The organism is Sphingobacterium sp. UBA2480, assembly GCF_002341965.1.
In the GTDB taxonomy this organism is placed as follows: Bacteria; Bacteroidota; Bacteroidia; order Sphingobacteriales; family Sphingobacteriaceae; genus Sphingobacterium; species Sphingobacterium multivorum.
On record NZ_DDPA01000001.1, the window covers coordinates 690,085 to 714,764 of the forward strand.

The window sequence follows — 24,680 nt, forward strand, 5'->3', positions numbered from 1 at the left end:
GGGACTGTTGACTTAGGTCATCGTTTTGCTTTTCGCAACTATTGCCGGTCATCCCGATTGATTATGACGTGATCCCAACACGGCCTATTATCAATACATCTAGTTGGTTTAATGTACGCATGCCTATATAGAGAACCTTAGGTGCAGGTATTTATCCCTCCTCAACATAGCGCGTCCGCGCATTTCTACAGCAGCAAACAAAGACTCCGTTAAATTAGATTTGATTCAAATTGCACTTAGTAACCGATAAGATTGACGAAAGTAAAGTTTTAAAATTATCTTTAAACTCCCAAAAGTAAGGTTAGACAAATTATATATGGAGAAAATAAAAACTTTTCAACAGCACGAGCTTAATAGAATTAGAAAAAATTGGAGTGACAGTGGCCTCGCATTTGAAAAGTTGGGAAGATCTTCTAACATAGCAGATTATTCGGATCGCGAGATCAATGAAATGCTTCTCGGCGTATATAAAGACAGTAAACATCTTATGGTCGATGAAGGCTACTTTATCGATCTCACCCAAGCCCGTAAAGCCAGCTGTATTTTGGTTGATGTATCCTATTCAAGACGTATCAAACCTGCTCCAAACAGCGTCCTTAATCTTCAGGATATCCGTAATTTTTATATTGAAGATTATTTCATAGAAACGGAAGAAGCATTTTCCAATAGATACAAACATAAGATAACCGGTTATTTAAAAAAGATCGGCGGAATCAGTTTGGGCAAAGGGCAATACAATGACCTGTATTCTATTCCGAACGATTTCAAAACTTTTTTCGGCGATACGCCAGCCGATCTGTTCTATCCGATCCAACGTTATATCAATGGTTTATTTTTTGATGACGATTATCGAATTTCAGACTTCGAAGTTATCAGCAAGATTGTTATCAGTAAGACATAGCTCCGATTGCCGGAGCAGGCACTCGTGATTTCTTAATTGATAATGTCGCCGCCACTCTCGTCTAGTTTATCACGAAATTTTTCAAGTTCCTGAGTGCCGGGTTTTGCCCAATCAGCAACTTCACCAATAATTTTTAATGGAAATTCAGATCGATAGGAACGTGTCGGATTGCCGGGGAATTTCTGATCCGTCAGGTTGGGATCATGCTCATAATCACCGGTAGGTTCAACAATAAATACGCGCTCGCTACGCTCGCCTTTTGCGAGTGCCGCTGCAAGTCCAGCCCCATTCATCAAGCCTGTAAAATAAATGTGGTTCATTTTTAAGTCAGCTTGATAGTTGGAATTGAAGCCTGGAACCAATAAATCGCCGATTTGCGCATCTGCTTTTGTCCCATGATAAAAAGGTCCCTTATCAAAGGGGATATTTTTATAAGAAGAGGCCAGCCGAGCATACTCACTTGCCATTGCTTCTTCTCCTAACCCTGTGTAACAGGCGCAAATCTTCAAATACAATCCGGGTAATGCACTAGTCGCCCGATCATCGTTGATTACCAATGCATGCTCTAAGGCTATGTGTAGCCATTTCAGACCATCAGACAGCGATTTCTGTTGCCGCGATACAAAATAAGCCGCAAAAAACTTTTCATGGTCATCACTTGCCTCCCGATAACCTTGCATAAAAAATGACAGTGATTCTTCCGCTCTACCGCTTTCTTCCAGTTGTATTCCTTTTAGACAAAGTTTGACAACTTCATTAAATGGTGAAAATTCCATCGTATAAATTATTTTTTATCCAACATACATTATTCTCGCCTCAATTACAAATGACCACTCCTAAAAACATCTGTTCTACAGCAAGGCCTTAGACGTGAAAAGCCAGTTATGAGGATAACCGGCTCTTCAACAAAATTGTTCTCTTAAATTCAATATTTCTCCACGCAATAACGTACAATTGGTTGGGCATTTAGGAAACGACACATTGCTGGAATCCCGAAGGCAGTTAGCGTTCGGAACGCAATTATTATCCGATAGTGGCGTACTTTAGAACACAATATTGCCTTTGTGGATCAATGAAGTCACCGGTGAAATCCGAGAAACTGCTTCAGCAGAACAACTTGCCTCAACAAACACCATGCTGGCTTCATCGCCCACTTTCGGCCATTGTTGATTTCCATTATTATCCAAAGGCAATTTGTAACGTGTGGCGAAAGCGAGTGTTCTGGATAAGCCGAATTCTGTTCCATAGCCATACAGCTCAGCAATTAGATTCGCTTTCTGGAGCATGTTTCCCGAACCAAAGGTATTCCAGTGATCCTGAATATTGTCATTTCCAATCAAAACTTCCACACCATATTTTCGAAGTGTCGGAATAGGCATAATCATATTGCCAAAAGGCACTGAGGAGACGATTCCCACGCCCGCCTCGGCAAGACGCGCCGCAATTTTTTCGACTTCGACATTTGCGAGGCGGCTAAGTGCAAAAGCGTGGCTAACAAAAGCTTTTCCTTTTAATTGGGGGTTTTCCAATGTTCGGTCGATCAAAAAGTCGATTGTCTTTAGACCACTTTCTCCCATTTCATGGAGATGTATGTCAACTCCCTTATCGTTATCAAGCGCCAACCGGGTAATCTGCTCCATACTTTTTTCAATACTTCCGTCCAAAGAGTACGGATCTACTCCACCGATGAAACTAACAGCATCCAGTTTCGCAACATCCTTCAAAATGGGTAAGGTATCCGTATAATAGAGACCATGCTGTGGAAAAGCAACCAGCTCCGCGTCTACCGTGTCTTTTTTTGATGCAAGCGCCTTTTCTAAATTTGTTAGCGATCTTAGTCCAGATGTTGGATCAACATTGAAATGCGAACGAATAAAATCAGTTCCGTATGCCTGCAGAAAATTCAGCATTTTGCCCGTTCTTTCGACCGAGGTGCTTAACCATTCAGGAATCATCTTTTGCTCATACGCGATCATATCTTTTACGGTATGCCGCGTGGGAGATACTGCTTCCCATGGCAAACCAAACAACATTTTATCCAAATGGGCATGCATATCCTTAAAGGCCGGCAACATCAAATGTCCTTTTGCATCGATTCCATTGGCATTTGGGGTATTTGGTTTGATTCCTTTGATCTTACCCGCTTCAACTTCTACACAGCATAAAGCGGTATTTGTACTTATTACTTCCTCTCCATCAAACTCGAATCCCGTCTCAAGCCGTACGTTTTTTAAAATATATGTTTTAGCTTTCATATTTCTTTTGATCATATTCTTTTTTCTAAAATTTACTAGACAATGGAAACGGTATTATTTTTTCCGCATTTATGACTTAGTATGACCAAAACAAAGGTCGCGATGATTTTTCTGGATGTTTTGCAGAATACATCTCGAAGCTTGAACAATTTATCACAACGCAAACTTTGACTTAACATTGTATGTGAGCAGGAGCTACACGAGTACACTTTCAGCCTGTGTTTGACCAATAATAGCGACATTTAAGATCCACGCTTGTAATAAATTGTCCAACAGATGGAATGAAAACCACATTGTAAAAACAGCCCTATCTCCTATTTTTGTACTAGACGTCAAACTTATTCGACAGTTTATTGAAAATTACAGCATAATAGAATGATGAAAACAACTTTAATACTCCTGATCATGATGAGCATAACAAGTTCGTGCCGATCGGCATTAACAGAAAACTCCTATACTGAAAATTCGTCCCAGGAAGAGATTATTCAATTGGTCATCAAAAATGACCTGCAGGGAGTAAGAAGAGCACTAGAAAGTAAAGCCAACGTAAACAGCAAAGATGCGAACAAACGTACTCTTCTACTTATCGCTACAAACAATGGAGCTCTTGAAATGGCCAAATTATTGGTAGAATATGGCGCCGATGTCAACATTCAGGCTGATAATATGGATAGCCCATTTTTATACGCGGGAGCAAGTGGGCAAGTTGAACTCGTCAAGCTTTTCTTAGATCACGGTGCTCGCTTTGATTTATTTAATCGATATAATGGCACAGCTTTAATACCGGCATGTGAACGTGGACATGTAGAAACGGTAAGATTATTGGCCAATACTAAAAATTTTCCGTTAGATCATGTCAATCGCTTAGGATGGACCGCTTTGATGGAAGGAATTATACTCGGTGACGGAAGCAAAAAATATCAGGAAATCGTTCAGATTCTAAAAGATGCCGGAGCAAAATTAGATATTCCGGACTTCAATGGCATAAGCCCGTTGCAACACGCACAACAAAGAGGCTTCAATGAAATTGTTAAGATACTAACATTATAAATATCAAGGTTCATCTTCCATTAAATGGTCAAATTTAAATAAAATTTCAGTAAGGATCTCACCATGCTGCAGATCAGTGTATGTTTCACCAATTGAAGGAAATGAACCTTATCGATTTGAAATGAACCTTATCGATTAATAGATGAGTGTTGTATCTCATAACGAAATATCAGGCAACGCTTTTCCGTAATGTAATAACTGTAATTTCCGGCCAAACACCTATCCGCCCCTTTAGGCCATGAAAACCAAAACCACGGTTGACATAAAGATATTTTCCCTGTTTTTGATAAAGTCCAGCCCACTGTTTATAAAAATACTGAATTGGACTCCATTTTAACCCAAATAGTTCTATCCCAAACTGCATACCATGTGTATGACCAGCCAGCGTTAAATGGACATGTTGATCATAGTCCAAAGTAACATGATCCCAATGTGAAGGATCATGAGACATTAAAATTTTAAACGTATCTTTTTCTAATCCAAGAGTTGCCTTAGCCAAATCGCCATATTGATGAAACCCTCCTTTTCCCCAATTTTCAACACCAATTAACGAGATACGCTCACCTTGCTTTTCTATAGCTATCGATTCGTTTAGCAACAATTTAAACCCCATTTCATGATGAATTTCCTTGAGCCTATTCAAATTTAAGGCTTTTGATTCCATGCTTTCCCATTGCACATAATCCCCATAGTCGTGATTTCCAAGGACAGAAAACTTTCCCGAAGGAGCTTCTAATCGATTGAAGTCTGAAACCCAGGGTTCCATTTCGGAAGCCTTATTATTGACTAGATCGCCCGTAAACAATAACAGATCACTGTTTTGTGCATTGGCCAATTCGATACCTTTACGTACTCTTTTGATATCAGATAAACTCCCTGAATGAATATCCGACAGCTGTGTAATTTTAAAACCGTCGAACGCCGCAGGTAGATCAGGAAAAGTCAAGACTTCCTCACGCACTTTATAAAAATAACGACCTTTCGTTAAACCGAAAAAAATAACCAACAGCATGGCTCCCGCCAAAAACAATACAATTTCACTCAAAAATAGACTTCGTGGAGGAAAGGAACTAAAAATACGCATAAGATCTTCAACAAATAAAAAGGGCACTGCAAGCAATTTTGGGATGAAAACAATTAAAAATGCTGTGATCAGACTTGTGGCGGTCTGCTGGACATCATAACCCGTTCTCCGTAAAAAAATTAAAATAAAAACACCCAAAAACAGCAGAATATCAATCCCCCAATACATGTTGTGCCAAATTGAACCATGAATAACCGTACTAAACGCCTGAAAAAAATAGATATCCCCCAAAACGAATAGGAATATTATCAGTAAGAGTCTCTTTGCCATTGTGATTAAAGTATTGATTTTAAATCACTAATGATATGCCAAAAGATATTTTTTAACTTTTACAGCCCTTATCCTCTTAAATAGTGATGTCTATGTGACAATCGCATCGCTGTTGGCAGGGATCGATATAAGGGTTGTACGATCGATCTAAATTCCTGTCAATATGTCGCACTAGCTCCACATTCTCGCAGGCGCCAAAGTCAATGTAAGTGTTTGAGCATCCTATCATTTCTCTATAAATATTCTATTTTAATAAATAATTACCGTATAACGGTAATTATTTATATATTTACAGTATCAAACCAAATTATTACATAATGAACCGGACAAAAATAATCGGCAGAATCTTATTCTATATAACTTCACTTTTAGGGAGCTTATATTTAATCATAACCCTGTATGCCTTGATATGCCTGCTGACAGGCTGGAACACAGCATCCTATGGCAATGGAATGTTTCTTCATATCAACTATCCATTTACCATAACGCCCTTGATGAATGTGGATAATAACGTATCGTACAAAGTATTTTCATTCTTACTACCCCTGTCATTCTATACCATCTTTTTTCTCTTGTCTGCGCAAATATTTAAATTGTTTACCCGAAGGAAGCTATTTACCAAATTCCACCTGCTTATACTCAAACGATATTACAGGTTAAATATATTGCTACCAATCGTCTGCACGGCTATTGCTGCAGTATTTGTTACAGTCGAAGGGGGTATTGCCATACTCATTGCTGTACATTTCATTTTAGGCATTTTTGTTTTTTTCCTCGCGGAAATCTTCCGGCAAGGCCTCCATTTACAGGATGAACAAGATTTATATATCTAGTACATGGCTATTGTTGTAAATATAGATGTAATGCTGGCCAAACGAAAAATGCAAAGCAAAGAACTTGCAGAACAAATCGGCATTACACAAGGTAATCTTTCGGTATTAAAAACGGGAAAGGCAAAAGGTATACGTTTCGAAACGCTACAAGCGATATGCACTGTATTGGAGTGTCAACCAGGTGATATATTGGAATTCGTGCCAGATTAGCGCATAAAACCATGACATTAAATATTAATAGGGCCCAGATTGCGATGTGGGTATAAAGACAAGTCTGTTATGAACCAGTTAAAAATCCAGAATCTTTCGAAAACGTATCCTAACGGGGTGAAAGCAATTACGGGACTTTCATTACATATCGGTCAGGGCATGTTTGGACTGCTAGGTCCAAATGGAGCTGGAAAATCGACATTAATGAAGATCATTGCCGGCTTAGAACAGGCAGATACCGGTTCCATCGTATTGAATGATGTCAATATTTTAAATGAGCCCTCTTTTATAAAAAAACAGCTCGGTTACCTACCGCAAGATTTTGGAGTATATCCGCATCTGTCGGCTTATCAACTCATGCATCATCTTGCCGTACTTAAAGGAATTAAAAAAGAGGGACGAAAAGAACATATATTAGATTTGCTCGCACGTGTAAATCTTTACGAATTCCGTGACAAAGAAGTTCACAATTTTTCGGGAGGAATGCGGCAACGTTTTGGTATTGCGCAGGCGATGTTGGGTTCGCCTCAAATTATCATTGTAGACGAACCCACAGCGGGCCTCGATCCGCAAGAGCGCAATCGTTTCAACAATCTACTTAGTGAAATCGGGGAACAGATGATAGTGATCCTTTCAACACATCTAGTGGAAGATGTGCGAAGCCTCTGTGCTCAAATGGCCATTATCAATAACGGAAGTTTGATGGTCAATGGCGCACCCAACGACTTTTTAAAATCGTTGGAAGGCCGTATTTGGGCAAAAACGATTGACAAAAATGAATTACGTTATTTTAACGAAAATTTTCACACCTTATCAGCCCAATTACACGGGGGGCGTCTAGACGTCCATATTTATGCCACAAAAAGCCCAGGGAATGGTTTTGAGCAAATTAAACCTGATCTTGAAGATGTCTATTTCACACATTTATCTCAAATTGTATAGCCATGTTTATCGACTACTTTCTACTGGAAGTCAGCTTTTACTTTCCAAAAAAATGGTTTCTGGCACTATTATGCTGTTTTTTTGCATTTGGTTATTGGGTTAGTGTCATAGCTTCTTTTTCATTTGCCGGTGTTTACGCCAATTCTCCCTTTGTGTTAACTTACACCATAGGATTAGTATCGCTATTGAATATCTTTACTATCGTTATTTTTTCATCACAAATATTTTTACGTGAAATAGATGCACGATTTTCATCACTCCTGTATACAACCCCGGTCAATAAAAATATTTTTCAACTGAGTCGTTTTGTGCTGGTGTTTCTGATCACGGCCCTAACATTTCTATTCTTTATCCTTGGGCTGATGCTCGGTCATGCTTCACAAGGAAATGAACATGAGAAATTTATGCCATTCCGTATGCTCAACTACCTACAGCCCTATATACTACTCGTCCTTCCAAATATTTTTTTCTGCACCGCAACTGTTAGTGCAATTGCTTGGACCAGCCGTAGTAAAATGCTTGTTTTTCTTTCGGGAGTTTTCATTTATATCCTATACTTCGCTGTCTCTTTATTTTCGAATTCGCCATTATTTGCCAACGCATCCCCCGTTTCCTCCGAGACCATAAGCCGGATGGCCATAATCGACCCTTTTGGTCTGGCTGCTTTCTTTGAACAATGTCAGTCATGGAGCCCAGCTTTGAAAAACTCGACATTGCTCCAGCTCAAAGGAAATTTTTTGATAAACCGGATTGGTCTACTTGTATTTTCATCTGCATTGACGTTACTTGCGATCCGTCGAGCACGTTTTCATTGCACGACAAAAAAGAATATAAAACCGCCGCTGCAAAAGGCTGGAAACCAGCCAATCCTTCCTAGGGGACAAATAAGCATATCCGAAAAAGGTTGGCTTTATGATTGGCATACGCTTTATAGCTTTCTAAAGATTGACCTTCGAGCCCTACTAAAAGGTTTACCCTTTGTCGTTGTCATTGCGCTATGGTTGTTTTTTCTAGGTATGGAAATATACAGTAACATCGATGCAGGAATGCGCCTACCACAACGCTATGCCAGCACGGGATTAATGGTTCGGAACATCATCAATAGCTTTCCTCTTTTTTTACTTTCCGTCCTATCTTTTTATGGCATGGAAACAGTCTGGAGATCTCGAAGTACGCGGATATATGTACTCGAAGACAGCACTCCAGTACAAGTAACAGTTGTCATGCTGGCCAAGTGGATCTCGTTGTGCTGTATTGCATTATTACTTATTACAATAAGCATTCTGCAATGCATGGTTCTTCAACTTATATTCCAATATCCAAAAATTGAATGGAATCTATATCTAAGTCTTTTTTATATCCTTGGCGTCCCATCTCTACTGTATGCTTCAGTTATTATCAGTATACAGACTATTGTGGGACTAAAATATCCAGCATTACTTTTGACAGTCTTGTTTTTTGCATTGACCAATTCCTTTATTGGTACCATGCTTGGCATAGAGCATCCACTTTTCCGTTTTGCAAAATCACCCTTAAACTATAGCGGCGACATGAATGGGTTTGGCGCCTATCTGCATGCATTTGGCTTTAAAATGATCTACTGGACTTCCTTTTCGGCCCTTATCGCTATTGGCACAACGCTCACCCGGCAAAAGGCAAGATCTTTTTCAGTAAACTTAAAATCGCATTCAAAGTTAAAGGTCTTCGCTGTGTTAATGGTTGCTGTCTTGTTGATTTCAGGCCATTTCATCTATCAGCGAACTCAAGTCGGCAATTCAGCAGCGGAAATCGATTGGATGCAACATTATGAACAGAAATACAGGCACTATCAGCATATTCCCCAGCCAACGATCGTTTCGGTCAAAACCGAAATAGATCTTTATCCGACGTCAAATGAATATATCATTAGTGGCCTATATAAGCTCGTCAATAAATCAGCCGCTCCGCTGGATAGTCTATTACTTTACACGGATCCTGCTATGGAATTAGCACATGTCAACATAGACCGCGCCGTACAAAAAGCTACCGACAGCACCTATGGTCACCACCGATTTAAACTAACAAGCCCCTTCATGCCTGGAGATTCTATTACAATGGAATTTACAATAAAATACAAATGGACACCGTTCAATCGTCACGATCCCATGAATGCTATCTTAGCTAATGGTTCTTTTATGCGTATCAGTCGCTATTACCCCATATTTGGTTATCAGCACCAAAATGAAATAGAAGACCCACTTGAGCGTAAAAAGCGAGCGCTGGGAAAAGCAAGCGCTTTAAAAAAGTTAGAACAGCCTGATGCTCTTCCCTACGACTATGGATATGTCGACCTTGAAACAATTATTTCGAGTGACAGTGACCAAACCTGTATCGCGACTGGAGAATTTATCAGAAAATGGCAAAAAGGAAATCGAAACTTTTTTCACTATAAATCAACAGGACCAATTCCCTTCCGTTTCGGAATATCATCAGCTGTATATATGGTTGAAAAATCCTCTTACGACAATATATCCATCGAGGTATATTATGACAGCAAACACGCGGAGAATGTTAAACAACTTATAAACGACTCAAAGCAAACTTTAGCCTATTGTCAAAACAACTTTGGAAAATATCCATTTAAAAGCATACGTTTCGTCGAAATATCTGGATTTGTTAGTGGATTTAACGCGACGGCTTATCCCGGTATGATTTTTATGAATGAGAACATGACCTTTCATTCAGATCTACGTCGCGAAAAAACAAGAGACGTCATTAATGAACTTGCCGGCCATGAGTTATCGCACCAATGGTGGGGTAACAGTCAAATTGACCCCGATGACCGGAGAGAAGGCGCTACAATGCTAACAGAAACGCTCGCTATGTATACCGAATTAATGTGTTATAAACACAAACATGGTCCCGAAGGAGTAAAGAAAATGGTCAAAATGTATCAAGATCTTTATGACATTGGAAAAGCAAACAGTGTAGACGAAGCTTTAATGAGAGTATCCCCTGGAAATACAAACGTTGCCTATTATAAAGGCCTTTTAGCCATGTATCAATTACATGAATTGATAGGTGAACAAAAAATAAATACTGCTTTGAGGACTTTTTTACAGCACTATGCCTTTCCACATCGACCGCCCACAAGTGAGGACCTAATTCATGAATTTCTCAGGATCAGCGAACCAGCATTGCACAAGAACATCCGTAAACTATTTTTGTAGAAAATGTCGAAACAGTTTACGGATCCTCTCTGTCGTCGTGAACTTTTTATTCAACTAATGGCGATTATCCGCATTATTGTAGAATCCCAATCTTTTGCATGCATGCTCTCATTTTTTGATAAGTGCGCTCAATGTCTTGATCTAGGCCAATGGAAAACCTGATCAATCCATCGGAAATACCCATCTTTAAGCGCTCTTCTTCAGGAATTTCTGATGACGTAGAACTACCTGAACAGGAGAATAGCGTCTTATAGAATCCTAGGCTGACGGCTAAATACCCTAAATTTTCAGCCTGCATCAGTTCCATTAATTCATTGGCTTTTTCAGTGGTTTCCACATCAACTGTCATTAAGCCTCCAAAACCATAGGTCTCATGCATCATACTTTTCATTAATTCATGATCTCGATGCGAATGTAAGCCCGGATAAGATACCTTTAGTCCATCTTTCTCAAACCGTTCGGCAAGATACATCGCGTTATAGCTATGTTGTCTCATCCGTATATGAAGTGTTCTTAAATTCTTCAATATACTCGCCGAACGTAAGCTGTCCATCGTCGGTCCCAATAACATACAGGTCCCTGTGTTCACATTTTTCGTTTCATTAATAAACTCCTGACTTCCACAATAAACCCCACCTACTGTATCACTACTGCCATTGATAAATTTCGTTAGACTATGGATGACAATGTCTGCTCCCAAAAGTATTGGCGATATAGACAACGGAGAAAACGTATTGTCGACAATCAGTTTTAGCTTGTGTTTTTTACAGATGGCTGAAAGTTTTCTTAAGTCAGCCACATGCAATAAAGGGTTGCTCACGCTTTCGCAATACAGCACCTTTGTATTAGGTCTTATCGATCTTTCGATTTCGTGGGCATCATTAATATCCAAAAATGTTGTCTCAATCTGGAAAGGTGGGAGAAAATTTTTGAGAAAGGCATAAGTTCCACCGTAGATCGTCCTACTGGAAATAATATGGTCGCCGCTTTTACATAACTGTAAAAGAACTGTTGTGATCGCTCCCATACCCGAAGATGTTACATTGGCCGCAGCGGTATTCTCCATTTTTGCTAAAGCTTGCGCCAAATACAAATTCATTGGCGAGGAATGTCTTGAATAGAGATAACAGCCTTCTGCATTCCCTTCAAATGTGTCGAACATTTTTTTAGCGGAAAGAAAGGTATAGGTAGAGCTGTCTGAAATTGACGGATTCACACCTCCAAACTCTCCAAAGTATTGCAAATCTTGAATTTCATTTGCTGCATTAAAATTATCCATATTTTTATCTTTAAAATTGAGATATTTTAGATTATATCACAAGTATTTTTATCTATATTAGAATATAAATCTATTATATCAACAATAATTAGTTAAAACATCTGAACACTTTAAAAACTGATACCAAACACAAAAAAATAATCTATGCACTTTGACGAAATTGACCTTAAGTTATTGCGTTTTCTCCAAGAAGATGCGAAACAAACGACCAAAGAACTGTCCTACAAGCTGAACTTGTCCGTAACAGCAGTCTATGAGAGAGTCCGTAAGCTCGAAAATACGGGAATTATCGCAGGCTATGTCGCCATACTTGATAAAAAGAAGATAGCAAAAGATTTCCTCGTATTATGCCACGTAAAATTAACACAGCACAAAAAGGAGTATATTTTACAGTTTGAAAAAGAGGTCATGAACCTTCAAGAGGTAACCGAGTGTTTTCACGTGAGTGGCGACTACGACTATATCCTCAAGATTTGTGTCAAGGACATGGCAGACTATCGCAGCTTCATGTTAACAAAACTAACTAGCTTACAGCACATTGCAAGCACCCACAGTTCCTTTATGATCGCTGAGGTAAAAAATACATTGGTAATAGATCTGTAAGAAGTTCTAAACCAACACACCGTTTTTCGATGCAATAGCTTCCGGAAGATCCTCATCTCCCACCATCTGCAATAAATCAATTTCAATGGTCCTACAAATGGAAAGCATCGGTACATCAAACATCAGACCTCCAAAAGGATTTTCGGTATAATCGCCGACCAATTCCATCACAATATAAATCCATCCTATGACCACACAAAAAGGAATACTGGTCCAGATACCCCAGTCCCCTAATTTCGCAAATTCATTCACGAGGCCCAAAGGAAGTAGAATGATTAAAATAACATTGAAGACAAAGGCTGTACTGGCAAACTGCCTAGGTGATGGAAATTTTTTGATCCTTTCTGCCTGTCCTTGATAATCGTAAAATTGATTCAGGCAATTCTGCAGTTGCGTTTGGTTAAAATCCGAAATAATCTGATCATTTTTCAACGCATTCACTTCTTTTGCTTGTTTAGAAATCAAATAAGTCGCAAAATTTTTATATTCGCTCTGCAACTTAAACTCCTCCGCAGAAAGATATTTACGCAAAAAAATCGAAGTTCTACTATAATCTGGAAAGCCAGCCTTTATCAACCTGTTCCGTTTCACATTCATTGAACCAAAATGTTTTTTCATGCTGATATGCTCCCACTCTGTCGGGACCAACAACTGCTCACGAAAAGTATAGAGCCAGGCAATGTGACGATAAGCGATTCTTTTCCTCCGTTCCTCCAAATCGGTATGATCACCGTCTTGGGTATCAAAAGCATATAACATAGCCGTGAACGAACGACTTGAATTGACAATTCCACCCCAGATTTTTCGGGCTTCCCAAAGCCTGTCATAGGCTTGATTATTTTTAAAACCAACGTAAAAAGATTCGGCCGTTCCGATTAATGCCAATGGCACCCACGGAATTATCATCCACTGCCAATTGAAAAAATAATAAATGACCGCCACCAAAGAACACCAAAGCGTCAGCCATATTAAATGTGCGCCCGCTAAATTAAATATTTGTCGATAGTTGAAATACTTGGTTGTGATCATAAAAAGTAAATATCTTCCTTTATTAAAAACGCTATGAAAGTACAATTTAAATTGTAACTGTCCAATACTTCAAATTGTTTTCGGCATAACGATATTTGATCAACTAATTTCAGCGCGATAGATAGGTCCAACAACTACAACAACATTACCATCATTCCAGTACTGATTAATAAAACAAGTATAAAGTACTATTGTATTTTTTTATGTATTTGATTAATTTTAATCTTACAGATAAAAACAATTGCCAAAGATATAACAAAGATACGATGAAGATAAAAGTACTAACATTAAATATAGGTCTTTTCCTTTTTGCGGCAACGACTTTCGCGCAGAATAAAGCCGACTTAAAATCATTGTTAAATAAAAACAGTGAATTTGTATTTCCACAGACAGTGGATAAAATTGCTGCTACATTGAATGTGAAAACAGAATTCTATGAAGATGCCAACGAAGAAAAGTATGCAAAATGGATCACAAAATCCGGTTTAGAACTTTATAGCAATTATGGGGCTGATAAATCCGTCAATGAACTATTTTTTGATATACCAGAAGACAAGTTTTTGATTGTCGAAGGATTACCTTTTGATCTGGCGATCAATAAAACAACAGTCAAAGAGGCTCTTTCAAAATTCAGCCAACACCATGTCAAAAAGCAAAAACTTGATGCGGGAAGCTCGTTTCCGGGCGGTACCAGACTGACGATGAAAACAGGGACACATTTTACCACCCTACTTTTCGATAGCAAAAATTTGTTAAAGTTCATAGGCTTGACAACCTCTTTAATTGACCCCGCTGCCAATTAAGGACAAGGGGTCAATATTAAATTTATACGATTTTTAGCTAGGTTGCCCAGGCATGGTCACCCTTTTGATAAGGGAAATCGCCATCATATTTCCCTGGGATTTTCACATAACGGAATACTTCCGTGGCTCCCAATTTTGAGCTAAAAAATGTAAGGAGAGTAAGCTGTTTAAACAGTGTGAAAAAATGAGGTAGATCGTTAGCGGATTTCTTTTCGTCATAATCCTGCGCTTCCTTGTCCAAAATATCGACAAAGGCCGTTTGGTCTTTCTTTTCGAGTTGCTGAAAATTGCGTCCAAATTCTTTCTTGGCACGTTCGTTAATTCCGGCTGTTCCAGCCAGAAAGACCTGCTGTTCTTCAGGTTTATAGCAGTCTCGCACCAGAACGGGAATCTCAGAACCTACACCAGCTTCCTTCGCCCCCGGTGTAGTGGTTTTAGGAAGAATGGCCTCAGCGAGATCACCCAAAAAATCGATTGATTTTGAATCAAAGAGCATTTCTATATCTTTCGAAGCAGACCTTTGGCATCCTTCCAAAAATAATGAAGCACCAATAACTGTTCCGCCCATGAGCATGGCTACACGTTGTATTGCTTCTCGTCTATTCATAACTATTACATCATAAAATAATTAAAGATTCCCTTTTTTTAATTCATTTACAGCAAAATCTACTGCCCTAGCTGTAAATGCCATATAGGTAAGCGATGGATTCACACAGGAAGAAGAAGTCATAAAGGCCCCATCTGTCACAAAAACATTTTTAGCATCCCATACTTGGTTAAATTTGTTTAATACCGAGGTTTTCGGATCATTTCCCATTCGTGCTGTTCCCATTTCATGAATTCCCTGTCCCATACTAAACCCGTTATCGTAGGTTGTTACGTCTTTGACACCGATAGATTCTAACATTTCCTTCATTTCATTGCTTGCATCAACCCTTATTTTCCGCTCGTTATCCTTAATCTCTGCGTCTATTGCCAATACGGGAAGTCCCCATTTATCTTTTACCGATGAATCCAATAGGACTTTATTTTCGTGATATGGGAGTATTTCACCAAACGCGCTGAAACCCATTCCCCAGCTGCCCGGCTCGGCGATAGCATCTTTCCAAGCGCCGCCCACGCTCTTATTATCGACCTTACCCGACCATTGTCCCCTCGAAGCCCCACCCTGATAGCCAAAACCACGGACGTAATCTCTCCTCTTGGTATCGCCGGCAATATTGGCAAATCGGGGCACATATAATCCATTGGCCCGTCGTCCAAAAATATATTTATCCTCAAATCCCTCTACTCTTCCCCCAGCCCCACTATTTAACATGTGATCCATTAGGTTATGTCCCAGTTCACCACTACTGCTTCCAAGCCCACCCTCCCATACATTGGTAGCGGAATTCATTAATACCCAGGTGGAATTTAACGTTGAAGCACATACAAAGACGATTTTAGCAAAATACTCATAGGTTTGATTCGTCTCCGCATCAACAATTTCTACTCCTTTAGCTTTCTGGGTATCACGATCGTAAATAATACTCTTTACAATTGAAAATGGCCGTAAGGTAAGGTTCCCTGTCTTCACTGCTGCGGGCAATGTTGCAGATTGTGTGCTAAAGTAAGCGCCGAAATTGCAACCCAACCAACATTTATTTTGGTATTGGCAATTAACACGGCCATGGTGGGGCACTGTTATGTTGGCTACCCGGCCAATTATAAAATGTCGTTTTCCCTGATAATGTGATTTTAAGCGTGCAGCAAGGTCTTTCTCCACGATATTCATGTCCATGGGTGGCATAAATTCGCCATCAGGCAACACCGCTATACCGTCTCTATTACCCGAAATACCAGCAAATTTTTCAACGTGACTATACCAAGGTGCTATATCTTTATAACGTACGGGCCAGTCAATGCCATGTCCGTCTCTGCTATTTGCTTCAAAATCAACATCCGACCAACGATAACTCTGCCGTCCCCACATAAGCGAACGCCCGCCAACGTGATAGCCCCGGAACCAATTAAAGGGTTTTATCTCCTTATACGGACTCTCTGTCTCATTAGTCCAAAAGTCGATGTTCCCTTCATTCATCCATTGATTTTTAATTCCAAAAGGTAGGTAGTGCTGGGCGCGATCCAATGGCACCCGGCCCCGATGCGGAAAATCCCATGGATCTTTATTGGGTGATGGGTAATCTTTGATATGCTCAATATTGCGTCCTCTTTCTAACATTATGGTTTTAAGTCCACGCTCTGTTAGCTCCTTGGCTGCCCAGCCACCTGTGATCCCAGACCCGATGACAATTGCATCATAAACATTATTTGCCATTTATTTATAATTGGTTTATTGGGTTATTACTCGAGGGGAAATTTCCCGCTCAAATCAAGTCTTCTCCACAATCAAGCGCCACACTGGTGCCTGACAGCTTTACTTGTTTAGACGAGACATTCTTATATCATTTGGAAAGCGCAAGAATGGATCGTCTAGACAAGTTTAAGGTTTTTTTTTGATTTTATTGCAACCGGTTGCAAATTTTTGTAATATTGTATTAAACAAGCAGGTAGCTTGGATAACCAAATTATAATAGTATAAACGACAGACGCAGCCATTTCTTTAAACGTATTGGAATATGGATCTGTTTTGTACATAACGTAGTCTTTTTCTAAACGCAATACATATGACAACAATTAAAGGCCCTGCCATCTTCCTCGCGCAGTTTATCGGTGATGAAGCGCCATTTAACTCCTTGGACTCTATCTGCCAGTGGGCTGCAGCACTTGGCTATAAGGGTATACAACTGCCCACCTTGGATGCCCGTTTTATCGATCTAGAAAAAGCAGCGCTCGATAAAAGCTATGCAATTGATCTAAAAGCGAAAGTACAGTCTTTCGGATTGGAAATTACCGAACTCTCAACCCATCTCCAAGGGCAATTAGTGGCTGTAAATCCAAGTTTCGATGATCTATTTGATGCATTTGCACCACAGCATTTACATGGTAATCCTCAAGTACGACAACAGTGGGCGATCCAGCAATTAAAATATGCCGTACGAGCTTCCCACAATCTCGGGCTTAAAGCGCTGGCGACCTTTAGTGGAGCCTTTCTATGGCCATTTATATACCCTTGGCCACAAAGACCCGCGAAGTTGATCGAAACAGGTTTTGCTGAGCTTGCAAAATTATGGTTACCCATTCTTGATGAATGTGACCTGTATGATGTCGACCTATGCTATGAATTACACCCTGGAGAAGATCTCCATGACGGTGCTACTTTTGACTTATTTCTCGAAAATGTAAATTATCACAAGCGGGCAAACATTCTCTATGATCCCTCCCATTTTGTCCTTCAATGTCTTGACTATCTTCAATTCATCGACATTTACCATAAACGAATTAAAATGTTCCATGTTAAAGATGCTGAATTCAATCCTTCTGGTCGTCAGGGCGTCTATGGTGGCTTCCAAAGCTGGCAGTCAAGAGCAGGTCGTTTTAGATCAATTGGTGATGGACAAGTGGATTTCAAATCCATATTTACCAAACTCACACAATATGATTATCAAGGCTGGGCAGTACTGGAATGGGAATGTGCATTCAAAAATGCTGAAGATGGTGCACGGGAAGGCGCGCTACATATTAAAGACTATATTATCCGTGTTACTGATAAGGCGTTCGATAATTTTGCTGCCGTCGAAACCAATGATAGCCTTAACCGCAAACTATTGGGTTTGTAAATACGAAAGATATCCTCATTAAAAAATCAACTTTATGCGCAATACAAAACTAAAAATGGGCATGATCGGCGGTGGAAAAAATGCATTTATAGGGGCTGTACATCGCATGGCTGCTGGAATTGACGGTCAGATTGAATTATGTTGCGGAGCACTGAGTGCTGATCCACTTGTCGCAAAAGAATCCGCTGCGCTTTTAGGGCTTCCAGAGGAAAGGAGCTATGGAAGTTATCGGGAAATGATTGTCGAGGAAAGTAAACGTCCGGCGGATGATCGCATGAACTTTGTGAGTATCGTCACGCCCAATTTTGCTCATTTCGAACCAGCAATGATGGCGCTGGAACATGGCTTCCATGTCGTGCTTGAAAAGCCGATGACTCTGACAACAGAACAGGCCGAATTGCTCCAACAAAAAGTAGCGGAAACTGGACTAATACTCTGTGTCACATACACCTACTCTGCCTATCCGATGGTGAAACAAGCCCGTCATCTTGTCAAAGAGGGCCAATTAGGTTCGATTAGAAAAATTATGGTCGAGTATCCGCAGGGATGGCTAAGTAAGATGATCGAAAATAGTCCTTCTCTGGCCTTCTGGCGGACAGATCCCGAAAAGAGCGGAAAAAGTGGTTGTATGGGCGATATTGGGACACATGCTGCCCACCTAGCGGAATATATCTCCGGTTTAAAAATCACTAAAATGTGTGCCGATCTTCAAACATTTGTGACCGGAAGAAAACTTGAAGATGACGGCAACATATTACTTGGATTTGAGAATGGAGCCACCGGCGTACTATCGGCATCCCAAGTTGCTGCAGGAGAAGAAAATGCGTTAAAAATTAGAGTATATGGTGAACTTGGGGGATTGGAATGGAACCAGCAGGATGCAAATACACTCATCTTTAAACAGCTCGATGCGCCAATCCAGCTATTTCGTGCAGGTCAGCAGTACCTTTCACCAATCGCCAAACATAACATTCGTCTACCGGCCGGTCACCCCGAAGGATATATCGAAGCATTTGCCAATATTTATAGAAATTTTGCAGCCACACTATTGGCATCAATGCAAGGTATAGAGCCGCGAGAAGAAGATACTGATTTTCCAACTGTAGCTGATGGTCTGCGTGGCATGAAGTTTCTAGAAACTGTAATTGCCTCGGGAAAATCCGAACAGAAATGGACCGATTTTATTCGTTAGATACATACTTACCATAAGTAGCCAATGTCATTTGCTCCCTGAACAAACGGCATTGGCTGCTCACTTTAATTTTTCTGCATTGACTGAGACATCTGTTTCAAATAGCCCTCATAGTTTGAATAAGGTTCCTTGATCCTGCTGTTTGGTTTCAGATAAAGAAATCCTTCCTGATTATCCAAAATGACATTAAAATGGTTCAGAATCTGATTTCCGAACAGGCTTGGTCTGCCATTGGGCTTGGCCGGATCAGCGGCATTCGTCACAATATCTTTAAACTCCACACCAGCTATTGAAGCATCCAAACGGATAATCTTACGGTTACTGATCATGGTAAGCGGCGTTAGATCGGTCCAATTATGATCTATACCGGTAAAATCTTCCCCTAACAGCATCGTACCATCACGACCTGTATCAAAAAGGAACCAAAAATCGTAGTCTTGTTGGTTATGTCTAAAAGCAGCTTTAAACTTGGGTCGGTTTTGCTCATAGTATACTGGAAGCTTTGTATACTTCTTTGCTTTAGTGGGGAGATCGCGATGAATTACCAATTCCATTTTATCATAATCGATTTCAATAATGTGATTTCGAAAGAAACTGTTGCCAATAATAAGATCTTCAAAAGGCTTCATATTACCGACCTCAGTCACTGACACGTTTTTCCAAACAATCGGCCCAATATGCAATTCATTGCCCAGGCTTGTCCGCTCGTTATTAAGCCCGTCGGTATTCGCAACTGTCGTAAACGATGAAAATGATAAATCCAGCTGCTTTGCGTTATTTCTATTAACAACGCCAGTTCCAGCTCCTAAATCAAACTGTATCGTAACGTCTTTTTTGTTAATTGTACCGTTCAGGAAAATCCGTGAGCCAATAAGACGAAACGGTATCCGCATCGGAAATAAATTACTATTATCCATTGTGGGTAGATCCGGCGGTAATTGAGCGCTTATACGAACGTGACAAGAATCCGTTCCATTCAATAGTACTATGAAATCATACATCGACCCGGGTTTAGTCATCACAGTCAATTCCTCCTGATCTGTTTTAAAAACAACTGTACTTTCTTTTGTTGGAATATTTACGAAATAGACGTCGGGATCTGCCTTGGGATCTAATTTCCAGTCAACATGGCAATAGGCGCCATCTGTAATACCGGCTTTCTCAGATGAAGCTTTGATCAAAGGAATCTTAGCTTGCGGAAAGACGTTCGTCATCGTAAAAAAAGAAAGAATAATAGCAAAGGTAGCCAAGGCAATATGACGTTTCTTCTTTTGATTGTCTGTTTTCATAATTTTGCATTTTTTTGAAGATCAAAGAAAAAAAATACCAGACGAAGAATACCCTTTTACAGCCCGACAATGTCCCGACAGCTAGCCGACAATTGTATAAAAGCACCTATAATATACTTATATCGGGCAAAATACGTGCATGCCCAGCTTTATTTAATCCAATCGCATTTCGCAGTATAATGATTATATTCATAAGTATCCAACATAACGGAATAAGCAATTTCACATTGCTTTTAATACCTACCCAATCGTTCAGTATAAAAATAATAAGCATCAGTAAAACAGCAATTAAAGTCGATACGATTTGAATTGAGATTAACTGGCGAACTTTATATGAATGCTGTTTTTTGAAGAGCATAATTGCGACAGGTACCAAAATATTTAATGGTGGCAATATAGAAAAGGGTAAGGAAGACAGGTTGATAATCTTGATCCATCTCAAGTTTTCTGACTCAAGAGGTATATCATACGCAGAAAACTCCGATTCCTCCACATTCAATGCCTGTGCAAGTGCGCGAAGGGTGTAACCCTTTGGCGACTGCCCCGCTTCAATCCGCTGAATTGTTCTTACTGAAATATTTGATTTTTGCGCTAGTTCCTCTTGTGTTAAATTGAGTTTCTCACGTAATGATTGTAATTTGTTCATAAACAATAGATCGATCTTACCATCAAATTTACAGAATTTGGTGGTAAGAATTCTGTAAATCTAATGTTTATGCTTTCTTGGGGATCGTAGTATCCTCTTCGGTAATCGTCTGCTCCTCTTGTGTTAACGGGGCCGGAGGTATTTCGGTTACATTACGCTCAATTTCCTGCGTTTCAACATGCACGGCATATTGCGAGGGTTCAATAGGGATGCCCATGACAGTGGCGTACTCCCTTGTATAGATCGCACCAAAATATAAAATAGCTGCTGTGTAGTAGACCCAAAGTAAGATCAACACAAATGAACCTGCCGCACCATAGGTATCTTGGGTTGCAGAATGCTCCAGATAGACTCCAATTAAATAACGTCCCAATACAAATAAAATTGACGTAAATAAGGCACCCGCCCGTACGGTCCGCCAGTGAATATTTACATCCGGAAGTGCTTTAAATATGACACTAAATAACAAGAATATAATTCCAAAAGACAATGCAAAGTTAATCCCATCCATTAACATTACGGTCACGTCCGGGAAATAATGCTGTAACTGATCTGTCAACGCCAATATTACACCATTTACGATGAGTGTAACGACTAATAAAAAGCCCAATCCAATCACCAAAGACGAAGATAACAATCTATCCTGAATCAATTTTAACCAGCCTTTTTTCGGCTTTGCCCTTACGTGCCAAATTTTGTTAATCGAATTCTGTATATCCCCAAAAACCGTCGTTGCTCCTAAAACCAATGTAATGCTACTGATAAGCAACGCCAGGTTTGATTTTCCCGAAAGCTGCAAATTCTGAATAACTTCTTGAATCTGTTTTGCAGCATTGCTTCCCACCAAACCGCGGAGTTCCAGGAATACTTTCCCTTCAATCGCATCCTCACCATAAAAAATTCCAGCTAAGGCAATCATTAAAACCAATATAGGACCAATAGAGAAAACAGTATAATAAGATAATGAAGCACTATATTTCATCGAATCCTCATTCAAAAATCCAGCCACCGTACTCTTTAAAATTCGCCAATAGGTTTTCACCTTACTTCTACTTTTAGTTCGTTTATCCATGTTCTTGTACTTTGTACTCCAAAACAAACCATTGAGAAGCTAAGAATGTTTGTCGTTAACGCGTTTTAATGCGAGTAGTCTCCTATGGTTCCCTGGAGAACCAAGCGATTGTGGTCTGCAACTTTAAGGCTCAGCGTAATGTCTGACGCGATCGTTTTCAATAATAGAATCGGTGATATTTTAGCCTCATTTGGCCAATCCGCCAAATGAACTGCCACATGGGATAGTTCAACCGTCTTATTGTAAGCTACGTTAAGTTTATCAATATCCTTTGATGTGGACAGCAAACTAAATCCCTTATCTTGTTTTTGAAACCAGTGATAAAATAATTTATTGGGGAGGAATCTACTCATGTCGCTATCTCCACGCATGGCTATTCTTACATCCGGAACTTTCGTTTCGTACGGTGTTTTCTCTTCGATCGTTTCAAAATTTTCATCAACCGCATAATTTATAATGGTATCTGTTTGAATGACCTTATTTTTCAAAATTTCAATATCGACGTAATTTCCATCCAAATGTGTTATAATAGAATCGGCGGCTAAAGGGAGTTCACTAAGTAGTTGTTTTAGCTGATTTTTAAATTGACTATTGGGTATATTGATCCAAGCTTTACCAATGTATTTTGCGGAAGCGAGTTCTCTCACAAGATATTCCTTTGGAAAATTCCAATCTGTTGCGAAAAATTCGCCGGATACTTCGACATGGTCTCCTTTCAAATCAAGTTCGATAAAATTATCTGTTGAAATATTGCTATAACGCAGTGATTTTCCGGTCAACGTGCTTGGACGGTTGATAAATTGTTCTATGGTAACCCGGTCCTCTTTTGATTGAATTAGCTGAAGCATTTCTTCCTTCTTTGTATCAAGATCAAAGCCTAGACCTAGCAGCAGATCATCCCCTTTCCACATAAAGGCGATTTTACTCGGTTGATGATAGGCATAGCTCACATCAGGGGCGAGATTACTTTCCACCGCACCAACCTGTAATACATCCTTTAGAAAGGTCAAAAATTGTTGTTTATTTTTTAGCTGAAAAAAAGCATAAAAGTTTTTTGGATGCGGTTCCAAAGCAAAAAGAAATACATTCGCTTTTATATCAATACCATTATCTTTGAGTTTACTTAGTTTTTTGCCAAAATCCTGTCCCTCTTTCGGCGCTGACTGCCATTTATTAAAAAACTGATTCAGCAGGATATCATCCAATGATATGGTCAACAAAGCCTTACTTTTTTTATGGACCAATGATTTATAGGATTCTTGCTGTCGTAGTATATATCCGCCCCAGGCGACAATCGCCAACAGTACGAGGACAGCTATCGTCCAAAGCATTATTTTTTTAATCATAACAATTGAATCAGTAATTTTTGGTAGTTTATCTCGTAAAGAACTATCTGACAGACCCCTCAACTAAGAAATTAGATTCCGCAGTATTGAGCTCCTTAAGAAAATCCTAGATTTGAAATTTTGTTCTGAAACCTATTCGATTTAAAATAGATCAATGAATCAAAGGCTGAAACAATACCTTCTCTGAAAAGAGCGTAAAAACTAGGTTTCAGCAATGCACTTGATACCTTCTATTTTAAAATCAATAATAGCAAAAGTATCAAATGCCTGGGGATCTTTTCATCCCTGAAATCAGGGAATTGGGGAGTCTAATTAGGCTTCCCGAATTAATCCGTATTCTATAGCCGATTTTACTGCCGCAGTAACACTTTTGGTTTGAAATTTTTCCATTAGATTTTTGCGATGGCTCTCTACCGTATGTGAACTGATGAACAATGAATCGGCAATTTGATTTGTTGTCATTCCTTGCGCCACGAAAGTAAGCACCTCTTTCTCGCGACGTGTCAATTTTGGCACCTGCTTAAGCCCCATTTCCACCTTCTTGTTCAGGATCGCCTGCGTTTTCTCACAGAGATACCTTTTGCCGACAAGAACAGCGGAAATGGCAGCAATTATTTCATCACCATTTGCATTTTTCTGTAGATAGGCATTGGCACCCTCATTTAAAATGCTGTTAATCACTGCAAATTCATTATGTACACTAAACGCAATAATTTTCAAATCCTTATTGCTTTCCTTTAGACCTTTAACCAAATCAATACCGTTAGCATCCGGCAGATTGATATCGAGCAGCAATACCAATGGCATATCAGCAGGAATACGATGGAACAGTTCAGTCGCGCTGGAATACATGCCCACAACTTCAAAATCTTCATGCGCATTTATAATGTTTTTCAATCCCTCAAGTAGCAAAGGGTGATCGTCTGTAATCGCTATTTTTATCATTTT

Annotated in this window: 22 protein-coding genes; 10 read left to right on the forward strand and 12 right to left on the reverse strand. The window is 39.6% G+C overall.

Annotation, left to right across the window (positions count from 1 at the left end):
- Positions 1 to 316: 316 nt before the first annotated feature.
- Positions 317 to 901, forward strand: a complete 585-nt coding sequence (locus B3600_RS03110) for a hypothetical protein (protein WP_286752046.1) — start codon at positions 317 to 319, stop codon at positions 899 to 901.
- A gap of 32 nt (positions 902 to 933) precedes the next feature.
- Here the strand turns inward: B3600_RS03110 and arr are convergent, their stop codons facing one another.
- Both arr and B3600_RS03120 read right to left on the reverse strand, forming a co-directional pair.
- A complete protein-coding gene (gene arr, locus B3600_RS03115; protein WP_286752047.1) occupies positions 934 to 1,677 on the reverse strand; it encodes an NAD(+)--rifampin ADP-ribosyltransferase in 744 nt (247 codons plus the stop codon).
- A 267-nt stretch (positions 1,678 to 1,944) separates the two neighbouring features.
- On the reverse strand, positions 1,945 to 3,156 hold the full coding sequence (locus B3600_RS03120) for an amidohydrolase (protein ID WP_046672923.1): 1,212 nt from the start codon (positions 3,154 to 3,156) through the stop codon (positions 1,945 to 1,947).
- 405 nt (positions 3,157 to 3,561) lie between these two features.
- Between B3600_RS03120 and B3600_RS03125 the strand changes: the two genes are divergently transcribed.
- Positions 3,562 to 4,206 carry an ankyrin repeat domain-containing protein gene (locus B3600_RS03125; protein WP_286752048.1) on the forward strand — a complete coding sequence of 215 codons (645 nt, stop codon included), beginning with the start codon at positions 3,562 to 3,564 and terminating at the stop codon, positions 4,204 to 4,206.
- Between the two features lie 169 nt (positions 4,207 to 4,375).
- Here B3600_RS03125 and B3600_RS03130 read toward each other — a convergent pair whose 3' ends face one another.
- Positions 4,376 to 5,560, reverse strand: coding sequence for a metallophosphoesterase (locus tag B3600_RS03130; protein ID WP_286752049.1), 1,185 nt, complete (start codon positions 5,558 to 5,560; stop codon positions 4,376 to 4,378).
- A 317-nt stretch (positions 5,561 to 5,877) separates the two neighbouring features.
- On the opposite strand from B3600_RS03130, the gene B3600_RS03135 reads away from it, so the two are divergent.
- The 4 genes from B3600_RS03135 (at position 5,878) to B3600_RS03150 (ending at position 10,754) form a co-directional block, all read left to right on the forward strand.
- Positions 5,878 to 6,393, forward strand: a complete 516-nt coding sequence (locus B3600_RS03135; protein WP_070561071.1) for a DUF2975 domain-containing protein — start codon at positions 5,878 to 5,880, stop codon at positions 6,391 to 6,393.
- A gap of 3 nt (positions 6,394 to 6,396) precedes the next feature.
- On the forward strand, positions 6,397 to 6,603 hold the full coding sequence (locus B3600_RS03140) for a helix-turn-helix domain-containing protein (protein ID WP_046672837.1): 207 nt from the start codon (positions 6,397 to 6,399) through the stop codon (positions 6,601 to 6,603).
- 69 nt (positions 6,604 to 6,672) lie between these two features.
- On the forward strand, positions 6,673 to 7,545 hold the full coding sequence (locus B3600_RS03145; protein WP_286752050.1) for an ABC transporter ATP-binding protein: 873 nt from the start codon (positions 6,673 to 6,675) through the stop codon (positions 7,543 to 7,545).
- Positions 7,546 to 7,547: 2 nt separating this feature from the next.
- On the forward strand, positions 7,548 to 10,754 hold the full coding sequence (locus tag B3600_RS03150; RefSeq protein WP_286752051.1) for a M1 family aminopeptidase: 3,207 nt from the start codon (positions 7,548 to 7,550) through the stop codon (positions 10,752 to 10,754).
- 73 nt (positions 10,755 to 10,827) lie between these two features.
- Here the strand turns inward: B3600_RS03150 and B3600_RS03155 are convergent, their stop codons facing one another.
- Positions 10,828 to 12,033 carry an aminotransferase class I/II-fold pyridoxal phosphate-dependent enzyme gene (locus tag B3600_RS03155; RefSeq protein WP_070561075.1) on the reverse strand — a complete coding sequence of 402 codons (1,206 nt, stop codon included), beginning with the start codon at positions 12,031 to 12,033 and terminating at the stop codon, positions 10,828 to 10,830.
- Positions 12,034 to 12,177: 144 nt separating this feature from the next.
- Here B3600_RS03155 and B3600_RS03160 point away from each other — a divergent pair, with 144 nt between their 5' ends.
- Complete coding sequence (locus tag B3600_RS03160) at positions 12,178 to 12,636, forward strand: Lrp/AsnC family transcriptional regulator (RefSeq protein ID WP_070561076.1); 459 nt, start codon at positions 12,178 to 12,180, stop codon at positions 12,634 to 12,636.
- 6 nt (positions 12,637 to 12,642) lie between these two features.
- Here B3600_RS03160 and B3600_RS03165 read toward each other — a convergent pair whose 3' ends face one another.
- Positions 12,643 to 13,665, reverse strand: coding sequence for a bestrophin family protein (locus B3600_RS03165; RefSeq protein WP_046672841.1), 1,023 nt, complete (start codon positions 13,663 to 13,665; stop codon positions 12,643 to 12,645).
- Between the two features lie 266 nt (positions 13,666 to 13,931).
- Between B3600_RS03165 and B3600_RS03170 the strand changes: the two genes are divergently transcribed.
- Positions 13,932 to 14,468, forward strand: a complete 537-nt coding sequence (locus tag B3600_RS03170; protein ID WP_286752052.1) for a hypothetical protein — start codon at positions 13,932 to 13,934, stop codon at positions 14,466 to 14,468.
- Positions 14,469 to 14,505: 37 nt separating this feature from the next.
- On the opposite strand, the gene B3600_RS03175 is transcribed toward B3600_RS03170, so the two are convergent.
- Positions 14,506 to 15,075, reverse strand: a complete 570-nt coding sequence (locus B3600_RS03175) for a gluconate 2-dehydrogenase subunit 3 family protein (protein WP_286752053.1) — start codon at positions 15,073 to 15,075, stop codon at positions 14,506 to 14,508.
- 21 nt (positions 15,076 to 15,096) lie between these two features.
- Positions 15,097 to 16,785 carry a GMC oxidoreductase gene (locus B3600_RS03180; protein WP_286752054.1) on the reverse strand — a complete coding sequence of 563 codons (1,689 nt, stop codon included), beginning with the start codon at positions 16,783 to 16,785 and terminating at the stop codon, positions 15,097 to 15,099.
- 349 nt (positions 16,786 to 17,134) lie between these two features.
- On the opposite strand from B3600_RS03180, the gene B3600_RS03185 reads away from it, so the two are divergent.
- Entirely contained in the window at positions 17,135 to 18,187 is a 1,053-nt protein-coding gene (locus B3600_RS03185) for a sugar phosphate isomerase/epimerase family protein (protein ID WP_286752055.1), read from the forward strand.
- Between the two features lie 34 nt (positions 18,188 to 18,221).
- A complete protein-coding gene (locus B3600_RS03190) occupies positions 18,222 to 19,379 on the forward strand; it encodes a Gfo/Idh/MocA family protein (protein WP_112376390.1) in 1,158 nt (385 codons plus the stop codon).
- A gap of 65 nt (positions 19,380 to 19,444) precedes the next feature.
- Here B3600_RS03190 and B3600_RS03195 read toward each other — a convergent pair whose 3' ends face one another.
- The 5 genes from B3600_RS03195 to B3600_RS03215 all read right to left on the reverse strand — a co-directional run bounded on the left by B3600_RS03195 (position 19,445) and on the right by B3600_RS03215 (position 24,677).
- Entirely contained in the window at positions 19,445 to 20,668 is a 1,224-nt protein-coding gene (locus B3600_RS03195; RefSeq protein ID WP_083295753.1) for a retropepsin-like aspartic protease, read from the reverse strand.
- Positions 20,669 to 20,774: 106 nt separating this feature from the next.
- A complete protein-coding gene (locus tag B3600_RS03200; protein WP_070561083.1) occupies positions 20,775 to 21,314 on the reverse strand; it encodes a helix-turn-helix domain-containing protein in 540 nt (179 codons plus the stop codon).
- Between the two features lie 67 nt (positions 21,315 to 21,381).
- Positions 21,382 to 22,386, reverse strand: a complete 1,005-nt coding sequence (locus tag B3600_RS03205) for a YihY/virulence factor BrkB family protein (RefSeq protein ID WP_070561084.1) — start codon at positions 22,384 to 22,386, stop codon at positions 21,382 to 21,384.
- Between the two features lie 65 nt (positions 22,387 to 22,451).
- The gene (locus B3600_RS03210; protein WP_286752056.1) at positions 22,452 to 23,732 is read right to left on the reverse strand and encodes a hypothetical protein; all 1,281 of its coding nucleotides are present in this window, start codon (positions 23,730 to 23,732) and stop codon (positions 22,452 to 22,454) included.
- 312 nt (positions 23,733 to 24,044) lie between these two features.
- Positions 24,045 to 24,677, reverse strand: coding sequence for a response regulator (locus B3600_RS03215; protein WP_070561086.1), 633 nt, complete (start codon positions 24,675 to 24,677; stop codon positions 24,045 to 24,047).
- Positions 24,678 to 24,680: the final 3 nt, after the last annotated feature.